The organism is Amycolatopsis sp. w19 (assembly GCF_051373225.1).
GTDB classification, from domain to species: Bacteria; Actinomycetota; Actinomycetes; order Mycobacteriales; family Pseudonocardiaceae; genus Amycolatopsis; species Amycolatopsis japonica.
This window is the reverse complement of record NZ_JBPQFM010000003.1, coordinates 355,338-369,483: the sequence shown is the minus strand read 5'-3', so window position 1 is coordinate 369,483 and position 14,146 is coordinate 355,338. Positions and strand designations below refer to the sequence as shown.

Below are 14,146 nucleotides of genomic sequence, written 5' to 3'. Positions count from 1 at the left end.
ACGTGTACCTCCACGCACCATCCGCCGGAGGACGCATGGATCCGTTCCGTGTACCGCCCGAGCTGTTCCGTTTCACCGACGGGAGCAGATCAGGGCTCCCCCTGGCGATCCTGCACGCCTTCGGTGAGGCGAACGAGCGGCTCGAGACGGCGCTCGGGATCGACGACGTCCGCACGCGGCTGCGTGAGGTCGGCTGGCTGGAGACGCTCGACGACGAAGACCTCGTCAAAGCGCTGGACCAGCTCAAGGGCCAGGGTCACCTCGACGTCGTCCAGAGCCACACGGGTGACTACCGGACCGCGTCCGAGTACGAGCGCCGCAATCTCCAGTACGCGCTGACCCGGCAGGGCGAGGCGGCGTACGCGGGTGTGGTCCGCGCGAACGAGGTGCTCAACGCGACGGGGGCGCTTCAGACGGCGACGCTCGAAGCGCTCGGCGAGCGGCTCGGTGAGCTCGCGAAGCAGCTCGAAGACGGCACCGACAGGCGTGTGTTCAGCACGCTCTCCGAAGTCGAGGGCCACCTCGAAGCGTTCCGCGACAACACGAAGCGCTTCAACGGCGACCTCCAGCGCCTGCTGCACGCGGAGGCCGACCTCGCGACGTTCCACGAGGTCAAGGCTGCGACGGTCGCGTATCTGCAGGAGTTCCTGAACGACCTCGAACATCACACCCACACCATCGCCACCCGCATCAAGGAGATCGACGACCACGGCATCGAGCGGGTGCATCGGCGGGCGCTCAACGGGGCGGCGCTGCCGAAGCCCGACGCGCGCTGGCTCGACGTCCGCAAGGCGCGGTGGGACGGGCTGCGCGCGTGGTTCCTGCCCGAGGACGGGGCGACGCCGCGGGTCGAGGACCTCCACAACCTCGCGCGGCGGGCCATCATCACGCTTCTCCAGGTGCTGGACCGGATCACCGAGTCGCGGCGGCGCGCGAGCAGCGCGGTCGCCGATTTCCGCGAGCTGGCGCGGTGGTTCACCGTCGTCCCGGCGCAGGAGGACCTGCATCGCCTGTGGTCCACGATGTTCGGGCTGAGTTCCGCGCGGCACGCGCATCTCGCCCACGCCGACCCGGAAGTGGTCAGCACGACGGCTTCGTGGCTCGACGCGCCGCCGGTCGAGGTGTCGGAACTGCTCCGCTCCGCCGGCCGCACCGAGCGGTTCACCAGGACCGGGCGGGTCCGCGACGTCACCGCGATCCGGGCCGCGCGGGTCCAGCAGGCGATCGAGGAACGCGCCGAGCTCGAAGCGGCGTGGAACATGCTCGACACCGGCGGCGTCGTGCGGCTTTCGGCGTTCGAGAAGCTGGACCACACCGTTTTCGAGCGGCTGCTGGACCTGCTGGGCCAGGCGCTGGGCAGGCCTCCCGGCGCGGAGGGCGCCCGGCGGAGCACGACGTCCGACGGCCAGATCGAGATCGTCCTGCGGCCGCCGCGGAACGGCGCGGTCGCGCGCCTGACCACCACGAGCGGCGTCTTCCGCGGCCCCGACTACGAAATCGAAATCAGCACGGCCGGAGGCGGTGCGTGAGCCTCACCAACCAACTGGTCATCGCGGAACGCGAAGAGGTCGCGCGCGGGATCCGGGCCCTGCTGGCCACCCCGCTGATCGGCGAACGCGGCTCCCCCGAGACCTTCGACCTCATCCGCCGCCGCCGTGAACCCATCCGGCAGTGGTTCGACTACTACTGCGGCTGGACGCTCACGGTCGAACCGCGGCTCGGCTACGCGCGACTGATCAAGGTCCGCGCGGCCGCCGACCCCACCCGCCCGGCGCGACGATTGCGCTCCGGGCGCGCCGCGTTCGACCGCCGCCGTTACGTCCTGCTGTGCGTGGTGGCGGCCGAACTGCTGACCGTGCCGGTGACGACCATCGGACTCCTCGCCGGACGCGTCGCGCAGGCGAGCGCCGCCGACGACCTCGTCACCACGTTCGACGCCGCCACCAGGGCGGAGCGGCTGGCGTTCGTGGACGTCCTCAAACTGCTGGAGTCCTACGGCGTGCTAGAAGCCGCCGACGGCGATCCGGAGTCCTTTGTGGACGATCCGGCGGCGAAGGTGCTGTTCCGGGTCGACGCGACGCTGTTGCTGCGGTTGCTCGCCGCGCCGGTCGGTCCTTCCCAGCTCGCCGTGCCCGCCGACGACGTCGCGCTGCGGTTCGAGGAACTGCTGGAGGCGGTGTCGCACGAGCAGCGTTACGGCCTTTCCTCCGGCCGCCACGAGGACACGCCGAGCGCGTCGGACGTCCAGCGGAACCTGTGGCTGCGGCACACGGTGTTCCGCCGTCTCGTCGACGATCCGGTGCTGTACTTCGCCGAACTGACCGCGGAGGAACGCGCGTACCTCGGCACGCCGACCGGCCGCCAGTTGCTGCGGCGTGCCGCCGAGCAGGGCGGTTTCGTCCTCGAAGAACGCGCCGAGGGTGTGCTGCTCGTCGACGTCGACGGGCTGGCCACCGACGAGCGGTTCCCGGACGACGGCAGCAACGCCAAGGTCGCCGCGCTCCTGCTGCTCGACGCGCTCGACGAGCCGCGCACCATCGACTACCTGCGCAACGCCACCGCCAAACTGCTGAAACGCTTCCCGCGCTGGGCCAAGACCTACCGGGGCAAGGACGGCGTGCGACGGCTGACCGTCGACGCGCTCGCCGTGCTGACCGGCTTCGGGCTGGTCCGCACCGAAGCCGAACTCGTCCGGCCGCTCCCGGCCGCCGCGAGGTACACCGACCGCACCGAGGAGGCACCGTGACCGTGACGAGGTGGATCCCCTCCCGTGCGGGCATCCTCAACATCTGGCGCTACTACGACGAGATCTTCGAGTTCCACGACGGGCGCCTGCTGCTGCGCGGGCCCAACGGGAGCGGGAAGTCGAAGGCGCTGGAACTGCTGCTGCCGTTCCTGTTCGACGCGAGCCTGCGCGCCAACCGGTTGTCGACCTTCGGCACCAGCGAGCGCAGCATGCACTGGAACCTGATGGGCGAAGGCGCTTCCGGCGCCACGCGTGTCGGGTACGTCTGGCTCGAATTCGGCATGGCCGGCGAGAAGTGGTTCACCTGTGGCGCGCGGCTGCAGGCCAGCACGCACACCAGCACGGTGCACGCCGACTTCTTCACCACCGATCTGCGCGTGGGCGACGGCTTGCCGCTGGTCAACGACGCCGGTCAGCCCCTGACCAAGGGCGCGCTGGAGGAAGCCCTCGGCGAGCACGGGACCGTGCACGACGGCGCGGCCGAGTACCGCGCGGAGATCCGCGCGAAACTGTTCCCCACGTTGAGCGAACAGCGGTACGACGCGCTGATCACCGCGCTGCTCCAGCTGCGGATGCCCAAACTCTCGCAGCGGCTCGACCCGAGCCTGCTGTCCAACCTGCTCTCCCGCGCGCTTCCGCCGTTGGGACAGCAGGAGATCGCGGATCTCGCCGAGGGTTTCGAGCGGCTCGACGCGCAACGCGAACGGCTGGGCTCACTGGAGACCGAGGTCGATGCGACCCGCGCGCTCGCCGCGCGGCAGAAGACCTACGCCCAGCGTGTGCTGCGCGCGGGCGCCGCGAACCTCATCAACGCCACCACGGAACTCGACGAACTCGCCGCGGCCGCCCGCCGTTCGGCCGAGGAGCACGACGAGGTCGCCGCGAAGAAGGAGGCCGCCGAGGAACGGGCGGCGAAGCTCGAAAAGGACGTCGAGGAGACCGAAGCGCGGCTGTCGGGGCTGACCGAATCCGAGTCGTACCGCAAGGGCCAGGAGCTCGATAAGCTGCGGCAACGGACCTTGTCCACGAGTGAGAAAGCGGAGGCACTGCGCGCGGACGCGAACCGTCTCCGTGCCGAGGCGGACGCCGACGAGGAGCGCTCACAGGCGGCGAAGCAGGTCGCGAAACGGCAGGCGGACCTCGTCCGCTCGCTGGAGACCGAGGTCCGCGCCGCCGCGACCCGCGCGAACCTGGCCGGGGTGCACGACGAACTCGTCTCCGGGCTGGACGAACCGGCCCGGCTCCGCCCGTTGCTGCAGGCCGCCGTCCGCGGCAAACGCGACCAGGTCGAGGCGCTCGGCCGGACGCTGGACAAACATGAACGCGCCGTCGGACGACGTCACCAGGCCGAAGCGGACCTGGACCGCGCACGAGCGGATTTCTCGGTCGCGCAGGAGCGGGTCGAACTCACGACGGCGACGCGGGAACTCGCGCTGAGCGATCTGCGCACCCGGCTCGCCGAATGGGCGATCGGCTGCCGCGAGCTGCGCTTCCCCGACGTGGAAGCGGTCGTCCGGGACGCTGAGGCGGAGGTCTCGCTGCTGGGCAGGCTCGGCGTCGTCGCCGAGACCGTGCTCGAAGACATCATCCGGCGGGAGGCGGCGACCGGTGCCGCGCTGGCCACCGCGCGCGCCGAGCACGACGAACTCCTCGTCGAGGCGGGCGTGCTCGAAACGGAGGACATCCTCGCGCCCGAGCCGCCGCGCACCCGCACGGCGGACCGGGCCGAGATGAGCGGCGCGCCGTTGTGGCGGCTGGTCGATTTCGCCGGCTCGGTCCCGGAAAGCAGCCACGCGGGGATCGAGGCCGCGCTCGAAGGCGCCGGTCTGCTGGACGCCTGGGTGAACTCCCACGGGGTCGTCGACGGGCACGACGTGCTCGCGGAGTCCGGGACGCTGCCGGTGGCCTCCGGTCGTTCGCTCGCCGACGTCCTCGTGCCGGAACCCGACGCGGAGGTTTCCCCTACGAAGATCCGCCGGATCCTGGAGGTGATCGCCTTCGACGACACGCTCCCCGCCGGTCCCGCGGCGATCGGCGCGGACGGCGGCTGGCGGATGGGCAGCCTGTCGGGCAGCTGGGCGAAGGACGCCCCGGCGTACATCGGTGGTTCCGCCCGGCTGCGTGCCCGCGAACGCCGGATCGCCGGGCTGCGGGACAAGATCTCCCTCCGCGAGAAGACCATCGCCGAACTGGTGGGTGAACTGGCCGCCCTGCGCGGCAGGCGTGAGCTGATCAAGATCGAACGCGCCGCCCGCCCCGGTCACGACGATCTCCTTGCCGCGACCGGGGAACTGACCACGGCCGAGGCCGAACTGACCGCCGCCGACGCCGCCGTCCGGCATCTGGAGAGCGCCGTCTCGGCGCTGGAGATCGAGGCCAAGACCGCGCTGCACGAGCTGACCGCGCAGGCCTCGGAATCCGGATTGCCGACCGAACGCGCGCCGCTGGCCGCGCTCGCCACGGCATTGCGCACGTACTCCGACCAGGGCGAGAACTGGTTGTACGAGCACGGAAACCTGCTCACCGCGACCCAGCGGGCCGAGCTGTGCGCCGAGCAGGCGGACCGGTCGGAGGGGAACGCGGCCCGGCGCGAGGACGAGGCCGCCGACGCGGAGGCCGAACGCACCAAGCTCACCGCGATGCTCGACGCGATCGACGGGACGGTCGGCACCGGCCAGCGCGAGGTGCTCGCCGAAATCGACGGCCTGCGCACGAAACTGCGTGCACTCTCGGGCGAACTCCGCGCCGCGAACGCCGACGCCAAGGAACTCGCGGTGTCGCTGGGCGCGCTCGGCGTCCGCCGGACGACCGACGCGCGGGCACGCGAGGACGCGACCAAGAAGCAGGACGCCGCCGCGCTCCGGTTCCGGAAGCTCGCCACCGGGATCTTCCCCGCGGACGGCGGGATCGAGGATCTGCCGAAGTTCCAGGCCACCCTGTCCGCGTCCGAGAGTGTCCGTGCGGCGCTCGACACGGCCCGGCTGGTGGCCGCGGCGTGGCCGTCCGTGCCGCACGCGCCGAGCAACCTCGGCGAGGCACTGCACCGGCTGTCGGAAGCCGTGCACACCTGCCGGAACACGCTCAGCTCGCGCGCGGAACTCGATCTGGAGACCGACGAGGACGTCCAGATCTTCACCGCCGTCGTCGACGGGCTGCGGGTCGGCGCGGCCGAACTGCTCAAGATCCTTTACGCGGAAGCGGAACAGAGCAGGCACGAGATCACCGATCGCGAGAGCGACCTGTTCGACAAGACGCTGACCGGCGACACCCGCCGTCATCTCGCGGCCCGCATCCGGCAGGCCAACGACCTCGTCGACGGCATGAACGCGCGGCTGGAACGCGTGCGGACCGCGTCGAGGGTCGCCGTCCGGCTGGTCTGGCAGGTCTCCCCGGATCTGCCGCCGGGCACCAAGACCGCGCGGGATCTGCTGCTGAAGGATCCGGATCAGCTGACCGCCGAAGACCGCGTGTCACTGCACAAGTTCTTCCGTGAGCGCGTCGAGCAGGCGAAGGCGGACGACACGGCGACCAGCTGGGAACAGCAGCTCGCGCAGGTCTTCGACTACACGTCGTGGCACCGGTTCGTGGTCAAGGTGGACCGCGCGAACGGGGCGGGCTGGCAGCTGCTGACCAAGAAGCTGCACGGCGCGCTTTCCGGTGGGGAGAAGGCGATCGCGCTGCACCTGCCGCTGTTCGCCGCCGTCGCCGCGCATTATCAAGCCGCACCCGAGGCGCCGAGGGTGATCCTGCTCGACGAGGTGTTCGTCGGCGTCGACACCACCAACCGGGGGCAGGTGTTCGGCCTGCTGTCCGCACTCGACCTCGACCTGATGCTGACGTCGGACCACGAATGGTGCACCTACGCCGAACTCGGCGGTGTCGGGATCCACCAGCTCATCACCGGCGGCGACGGCGACGACGCGGTCACCACGGCTCGGTTCACCTGGAACGGCCACGATCTCCAGCCCGCCGGGCATTAGCCTGAGCGGCCCCAAAGCCGGGCGCAGCGGGGCCCTTTCCGTCGTTTTTTCTTGTGCGGCGCGGAAGGGCTCGCTACGTTCCTGCCGGTGGCTGTGCGGATCCAGGTGCTGGGCTCGCTGCGCGTGTGGCTGGCCGGGGCGGAGGTCGACCTGGGCCCACCGGGCCGCCGCGCCGTCTTGGGATTGCTCGTGCTCGCCGGCGGCGAGGCGATGTCCAAGCAGGAACTGGTGGACGCGCTGTGGGGTGACCGGCCGCCGCGCAGCGCGGTGAACGTCCTCCAGACACACGTCAAACATCTGCGGCGGCTGCTGGAACCCGGCCGCCCGTCGCGATCGGGGAGCGACATCCTGCCGCATGTCGGCGGCGGTTACGCGGTGCGCTGGGACGCCGTCGAAATCGACCTCCCCCACGTCCGCGGGCTCGTCGCCGAAGCGAACGACGCCCAGCGCGACGGTGAGACCGGCCGCGCCGCGTCCCTGTTCGGCGAGGCCGTGCGCCGGTGGCGTGGCAGGCCGCTGGCCGATGTCCCTTTACTCGCAACGCATCCGAAGGTCTTGGCCCTGCTCGCGGAACGCCGTGCGCTGCTCGCCCGCTACGGCGACGCGATGCTCGCGATCGGCGCCGCCGACGAAGTGCTGACCGAGCTGGTCGAAGCCGCCGCGGATCAGCCGCTGGACGAACCCGCGCAGGCCCGGTTGCTCCGCGCGTACCATCGCGCGGGGCAGCGGGCGACGGCTTTCCGGCTCTATCAGGACGTTCGTGAGCGGCTGGTCGAGGAACTGGGCGTCGAACCCGGGCCGGAACTCGTCGCGGCGCACACCGCGCTGCTCGAAGACGGCGAACCGCTCCCGAGCCCGCGTCCCGCCACCCGGGTCCCCCGGCAGTTGCCTGCCGAACCACCCGGCTTCACCGGCCGGGCGGCCGAACTGTCCATTTTGGACGCTTTGGTGCCGCGTCCCGGCGGCTCCGGTGGCGCGGTGGCGCTCGCGGCCGTCACGGGAACGGCGGGCGCCGGGAAGACCGCGCTGGCCGTGCACTGGGCGCATCGGGTGAAGGACCGGTTCCCGGACGGGCAGTTCTACGCGAACCTGCGCGGCCATTCCGGCGGCGCGCCCGCGACCGCGCTCGAAGTGCTCACCCGGTTCCTGGCCGCGCTGGAGATCCCCGCCGAACGGCTTCCCGCGGACACGGAGACCGCGTCCGCGCTGTACCGGACGCTGATGACCGACCGGAAGGCGTTGGTGGTGCTGGACAACGCCGTCGACGTCGATCAGGTCCGGCCGCTGCTGCCCGCCGGCCCCGGCTGTCTGGTGCTGGTCACCGCCCGGGACCGGATGGCCGGGCTGGTCGCCTTCCACGGTGCCCGGCGGATCACCATGGGCGTACTCGATCCCGGTGAAGCGCTGGAACTGCTCACGCGGCTGCTCGGCGTCGAGCGGGTCCGGGCCGCGCACGAAGCGGCCGTCGAGGTGGCCGGGCTGTGCGCGTATCTCCCGTTGGCCCTGAGGATCGCCGCGGCCAATCTCGCCGACGATCCCGGGAACGGCATCGAGGACTACGCCATCGAGCTGCGCAAAGGCAATCCGCTCGCCGCCCTCGCCGTGCCCGGCGACGAGCAGATCGCCGTCCGGACCGCGTTCGACCTTTCGTACGCGGCCTTGCCCGCGGAAACGCGACGGCTGTTCCGGCTGCTGAGCCTGGTGCCGGGCAACGACATCGGCGTCGAAGCGGTCGAGGTCCTCACCGGTTCGGACCAGGCGGGGCGGATGCTGGACACGCTCGCGGGCGCGCATCTCGTCGAACAGCACGCGCCGGACCGCTACCACTTCCATGACCTGCTTCGCCGTTATGCCGCCGATCGCCTGCAGGAATCCCCGGCGGAGATCGGATCCGCCCGGCAACGCCTGCACGAGTGGTACCTGCGTGGCGTCGACGTCGCGGCGAAACTGTTGTACCCGCACATGTTCCGCATCCCGCTGTCCGTGCCCGACGGCCCGGTTCCCGCCGCGGCGGCGGAGTGGCTGGAAACCGAGCTGGGAAGTCTTGCCGCCGTCGCCGAAGACGCGGCGCGGACCGGACCGCTTTCGGTCGCCTGGCTGCTGTCCGATGCCCTGCGCGGCTACTTCTGGCTGTCGTTGCGCCAAGTGGAATGGCGGGCGACCGCCGAGGCCGCGTCGTCCGCCGCCGAGGAGGACGGCGATCTCCGCGCCCGCGCGTCCGCCCGGTTCAGCCTGGCGGACCTGGGTTTCCGCCAGGGGCGCTATCGAAAGGCCGTCCGGGACTACACCGGCGCGCTCGTGCTCGCCCGGCGGGCGGGCTGGGTGGAGGCGCAGGCCGCGGTGCTGGGCAATCTCGGTTGCGTGTACTGGCAATCCGGACGGCTCCCGGCGGCCGCGGCACGGTTTTCGCGAGGGCTGGACCTGAGCAGACGCGCCGGAACACCCGCCGGGGAGGCTGTCGCACTGGGCAATCTGGGGCTGGTGCAGTGGGAGATGGGCGATCTTTCCGGGGCCGCCGGACATTACGTCCAGGCGCTACGCCGGTATCGCGGCATCGGCTCGCGCTACGGGGAGGCGATCAACCTGGCCAATCTCGGGCAGACACAGCACGCCCGCGGCCGGGTCACGGAGGCCGCCGGGCTGCTCACCAAGGCTCTCGCGCTGCATCGCGAGGCCGGGAATCGCGCCGGGGAAGCGGAAACGCTCGGCAGGCTCGCGTCGGTGTACTGCGCTCTCGGCCGTCGCTCGGACGCGCTCGACCACGCGCGCGAAGGACTGCGGCTCGCGCGAGAGACCGGCGAACCACGCGGTGAGGGCGAGGCGCTCGTCGCACTCGCGCGCGTGCACCAGCGCGCGGGACACCGGCAGGACGCCGTCCGCCGGTACCAGCAGGCTTTGGTGCTGTTGCGGGAAACCGGTGACCGGTATCCCGAAGTCGACGCGCTCATCGGGCTCGCCACCGTCACCGGCGACCTCGGGCAGGCCCGTCAGGCGCTCGCCCTCGCCGACCAGGCGGGCTATCACGCGTTGCGAAGACAGGCATCGGCCGCGGCGGATTCGATCCTTCGGGCCTAGACCGCGATGTCGCCGCTGGCGTCGTACGCGCCCGCCGGGTGGAAGGTCACGACGACCCACGGGTTGACGCCGTGTTCCTTGCCCGAGGCGTCCAGGCAAGAGAACTCGCTCATGTCGAAGACGCTCCACGCCTTGTCCGGGAGTTGTTTGATCGACTCCTCGACGCGGCCGGCCCAGCGACAGCCCGGGCTGTGCACCCGCGCCGTCACCGAGGGTTCCGCCCAAACGATGCTCCCGCCCTCCGCGCACCACGAAAGGTCGAACGTGTAGGTCCACCTCCCCGGATCTTCCAGCACGACCGGCTTGATGACCTTGGCACCGGAAGCGCATTCCCGGGCCGCTTCCGCCTCGCCCGGCACGGCGAACGTGAGACCGGCGCAGAGGATCGCCGAGCAGACTAGGACGTTCATCGCTCCCACTGTTCCGCCGGACTCGCTCGTCCGCAAGCCGCCGGATGCCGGGTCCAATCGACGTCCAATGGCCGTCCAGTGCCGCCGAATAGCTTGTGCTCGCACAGTTTCCGCTGAGGGGAGTACGGATGAGGGCACGACTCACGAAGGTCTTGACCGTGGTGGCGCTCGCGACGACGCTTGTCGTCGGGACCGCGAACTCGGCGCAGGCCGCCGGGCCGCGGGCGTTCGCGATCTCGTCGGACGGCAAGCTGATGGCCACCTTCTACACCGACACACCCCAGGTCCTCGACTGGGTCCGGCTCGTTCAGGGCCTCACCTGTGGGGAAACGCGCCTGATCGGGCTCGATTTCCGCGTCCAGAACGGTTTGCTGTACGGCGTGGGCGAGAAAGGCTGTATCTACACGATCAAATTCCCGCCCGCGGCACCCGACGTCATCGTCACGAAGGTCTCGCAACTGAGCGTTCCGTTGTACGGCAAGGACTTCGGCGTAGACTTCAATCCGGCCGCCGACCGGCTCCGGGTGATCAGCGACTACGGCCAGAACCTGCGGCACAATCTCGGCGACCACGTCACGATCGAAGACACCATCCTGACCACACCGCCGGCGGGCGGGCCGACCAGGGGTGTCACGGCGGCCGCCTACACGAACAACGATCTCAACCCAGACACCGCGACCACGTTGTTCGACATCGGCACGGCCACCGACCAGGTACTCGTCCAAGCGCCCGCCAACAACGGATTCCTCAGCCCGACCGGCGCGCTCGGCGTCGACACCGGCCCGATCGCGGGCTTCGACATCTACAGCGATCTGACCAACGGCAAGACGACCTCGGTGAGCGGCTTCGCCGTGCTCAACCCGGCCACCGGGCCGTCGGCTTTTTACAGCGTCAATCTGCTGACAGGCGCGGCCGCCAAGATCGGCGACTTCCCGCTGCCGATCGGGGATGTCGCGGTGGCACTCGACGGTAGTTGAGCGGGGAACGCCGCTGTCCGGTGTCCGGCCTTCTCGCTGGGCACCGGATGGTGGTGTTTCCGGGAATCGGCGAGGCCACGACGATATCTCGTTGCCGGAAATCGGCGACGTCCTCAGTGAGCGGCTTCACCATACTCAACCCGGCCTCCGGGCCGTCGGCTCTTTACAGTGTCAATCTGCTGACCAGTGCGGCCGCCAAGATCGGCGACTTCCCGCGCCGATCGGGGACGTCGCGGTGGAACTCGACGGTAGCTGAGCGGGGAACGCCGCTGTCCAGTGTCCAGTCTTCGGGCTGGGCACCGGATGGTGGCGTTCCGGGGGCCGGGGATCGGTAAGGATGCGATGATTTCTTGTCGCCGAAAATCGGCGACTTCCCGCGGCCAATCGGGGACGTCGCGGTGGAACTCGACGGTAGCTGAGCGGGGAACGCCGCTGTCCGGTGTCCGGCCTTCTCGCTGGGCACCGGATGGTGGCGCTTGGGAGGTTCCGGGATCGGTAAGATGCGACGATTTCTTGTCGCCGAAAATCGGCGACCGCCACTGTCAGTCCCACTGAATCTTCTATTGCCGAAAATCGGCAATGCCTCTGTCGTTCGTGGGGCCTGGAATTGTCGGTGGTGGGTCGTAGGTTCGTGGGGTGGATACTCATTCCGCGCCTGTGGCGCTCTTGGAAGGCCTCACCGATCCCGAGGTGCTGGCCGCGGTGAACGATGCCGCGAATATGTTGGACGACAAGGATTCCGTCGCGTTGGCGCAGGCCGCGTCGGCGGGGATCGCGCGCTTGGAGGCGGTGCGGTTTCGGGCGTTGGCGCAGTTGAACCGGCATCGTGAGGGTGCGCGGAGTGTGGCGCAGGAGGTCGCGTTCGCGTTGTCTGTCACGGACAATCATGCGGGTGCCATGGTCGCCGCCGCGGACGCGGTGACCACGCGGCTGCCCCGGACGTTGAATCTGATGGATGAGGGGAAGTTGGCCGGGTTCAGTGCGATGAAGGTCGCCACGGCCACCACCTGGCTCTCCGATGAGGACGCTCAAGCGGTCGACGCCTTGTTGGAAGACCGGATCGGGGACAAGAACCCGGATCAGGTCCGGAAAGCGGCTAATCACGCGGCGAACACGATCGACCCTGAGGGTGCCGGTAAACGGGCTGAGCGGCATCGTGAGGGGCGGCGTCTGTCGTTGCGGCATGGTGAGACCGGGGTGGCGTCGATCGAGGTCGAGGATGGGCCGGTGGAGAAGGTCGCTGCTGCTTATCAGCGGATCGATCGTGAAGCGCGGGCTCTCAGAACCGGTGGTGAGACTCGTACTCTTGACCAGTTGCGGGCGGATGTCGCGCTCGATCTGCTGCTCGGTGGCCAGGGCGGGGCGAGTGAACGCAGCGAAGTGTTCCTGTACATGGATTTGTTCACCTATCTCGGGCTGAACGACGATCCGGCGGAGCTGGCGGGGCATGGCACGATTCCCGCCGCGCTGGCCAGGGAGATCGCCGAGGGTGGGAACAGTGTGTTGCGGCGGATCATCACCGACCCGCTCTCCGGGCAGGTGCTTGACCTCGGCCGGGACCGGTACCGGCCGACAGTGGGTTTGGCCGAGTTCGTGCGGGTGCGGGACCGTGAATGTCGAAGACCCGGCTGCCATCGCCCAGCGCAGGCATGCGACCTCGATCATGCGGTGCCGTGGCAGCACGGCGGGCACACCGCCGACACCGACCTCATCGACCTCTGCCGCCGCGATCACCGGTTGAAGGACGAACCCGGCTGGACCTACCACCTCGCATCCGATGGCACTCTGACGATCACCACACCCACCGGGCAGCGCTACGACAGCACACCACCGCCCCTTCACCAACCCCGCCCGGCAGCCGACGAACCACCACCGTTCTGAGCCGTCGCCGAAAAACGGCAACGGGGGTTGGGGGCTTGAGCGTTCCGGGGGATTTCCGGAAAACGGCGACAGGTGGACTGGATCCAGCCGCAAACCGCCACTGGCGAGTCTCACTGTTCCGACCTGTCACCAGAAAGCGCGACGATCGGACAGCTGGGCCGGACCCGAAAGCTGCGCTGACAGGCCTCTCTGTTCGGGTGCTGTCGGAGAACGGCGACGAGCGAGGACTTCAGCCGCCGACATCCTGCACTTCGCCGAAAGCGGCAATGGGCAGGCCAGCGACCACTCAAGAACTCCACCCACGGTCTGACCCGCGAAATCGGCCCCTGACCCGATCCGCCCACCCACCGCCGACGGCACGCTCACAGCATGGAAACCGACCACGTCTTCCCCGGCCGCCGCATCGCCGCGGTCTCGATGATCCTCGCTCCGCTTCTACTGCTCACCGGAACGCTACTGCGGGCACGCTTCAACTTCTTCTTCCCCGACCAGCTGAAAGCGATGAGCGAGCATCCCGCGCTGATGACCGCCGCGTACACGTGTTTCCTGGCGGGCAACGTCCTGCTGTTGCCCGCGATGGTCGCGCTCGCCACGAAGATCGGCCGCGCCAGGCCCGCGTTGGCCACCTGGGGCGGCCTGTTCGTCCTTTTAGGACTCTTCGAGCGGACCTTCCACGCCGGGATCGATCAGGCAGCGCAGGGGCTCGTCGAGCGGCGTGGAGCCGGGTTCGCCGAGAGTGTGGTCAGCGAGTCGTACCAGGATCTGCATCTGTTCAGTTTTCTGTCGTTCACGATCATGTTCGGCTGGTACATACTCGCGTTCGCCGCCTATCGGGCGAAAGTGCTCGGTATCGCCGGGTCGATCGGGATGGCGACGATGGGACTTCTGCCGCTCGGTGTTCTGAAAGGCACCGAAATCGTGTCGATCATCGGCACCGCCGGACTTTGTCTCGCGTTGGTTCCGGCCGGTGTCCGCGCATTACTGGAAAGTCCCAAACCGAGCAGGCGGACGATGCTGCTCGCGGCGATCGCCGTTCCGGTTTTGGGCGGCCTCGCCTTCGCCAGCGCGCTGGGCTGA

The 14,146-nt window shown here is 69.6% G+C and carries 8 protein-coding genes; 7 read left to right on the top strand and 1 reads right to left on the bottom strand.

Annotation, left to right across the window (positions count from 1 at the left end):
- Positions 1–35 precede the first annotated feature (35 nt).
- The 4 genes from ACSMFO_RS09360 (at position 36) to ACSMFO_RS09345 (ending at position 9,801) form a co-directional block, all read left to right on the top strand.
- On the top strand, positions 36–1,529 hold the full coding sequence (locus ACSMFO_RS09360; RefSeq protein ID WP_436458040.1) for a TIGR02677 family protein: 1,494 nt from the start codon (positions 36–38) through the stop codon (positions 1,527–1,529).
- The gene (locus ACSMFO_RS09355) at positions 1,526–2,746 is read left to right on the top strand and encodes a TIGR02678 family protein (RefSeq protein ID WP_436458038.1); all 1,221 of its coding nucleotides are present in this window, start codon (positions 1,526–1,528) and stop codon (positions 2,744–2,746) included. Before ACSMFO_RS09360 ends, ACSMFO_RS09355 begins: the two co-directional genes overlap by 4 nt.
- The gene (locus tag ACSMFO_RS09350; protein WP_436458037.1) at positions 2,743–6,726 is read left to right on the top strand and encodes a TIGR02680 family protein; all 3,984 of its coding nucleotides are present in this window, start codon (positions 2,743–2,745) and stop codon (positions 6,724–6,726) included. Before ACSMFO_RS09355 ends, ACSMFO_RS09350 begins: the two co-directional genes overlap by 4 nt.
- Before the next feature lie 87 nt (positions 6,727–6,813).
- Positions 6,814–9,801 (top strand): BTAD domain-containing putative transcriptional regulator, encoded by a 2,988-nt coding sequence (locus ACSMFO_RS09345; protein ID WP_436458035.1) that lies wholly within the window; start codon positions 6,814–6,816, stop codon positions 9,799–9,801.
- Here ACSMFO_RS09345 and ACSMFO_RS09340 read toward each other — a convergent pair.
- Positions 9,798–10,211, bottom strand: coding sequence for a hypothetical protein (locus ACSMFO_RS09340; protein WP_436458033.1), 414 nt, complete (start codon positions 10,209–10,211; stop codon positions 9,798–9,800). The genes ACSMFO_RS09345 and ACSMFO_RS09340 overlap by 4 nt on opposite strands.
- Positions 10,212–10,339: 128 nt before the next feature.
- Between ACSMFO_RS09340 and ACSMFO_RS09335 the strand changes: the two genes are divergently transcribed.
- The 3 genes from ACSMFO_RS09335 (at position 10,340) to ACSMFO_RS09325 (ending at position 14,146) form a co-directional block, all read left to right on the top strand.
- On the top strand, positions 10,340–11,188 hold the full coding sequence (locus ACSMFO_RS09335) for a DUF4394 domain-containing protein (RefSeq protein ID WP_436458032.1): 849 nt from the start codon (positions 10,340–10,342) through the stop codon (positions 11,186–11,188).
- Between the two features lie 657 nt (positions 11,189–11,845).
- Entirely contained in the window at positions 11,846–13,069 is a 1,224-nt protein-coding gene (locus tag ACSMFO_RS09330; protein ID WP_436458344.1) for a DUF222 domain-containing protein, read from the top strand.
- A 369-nt stretch (positions 13,070–13,438) separates the two neighbouring features.
- Positions 13,439–14,146, top strand: a complete 708-nt coding sequence (locus ACSMFO_RS09325) for a hypothetical protein (protein ID WP_436458031.1) — start codon at positions 13,439–13,441, stop codon at positions 14,144–14,146.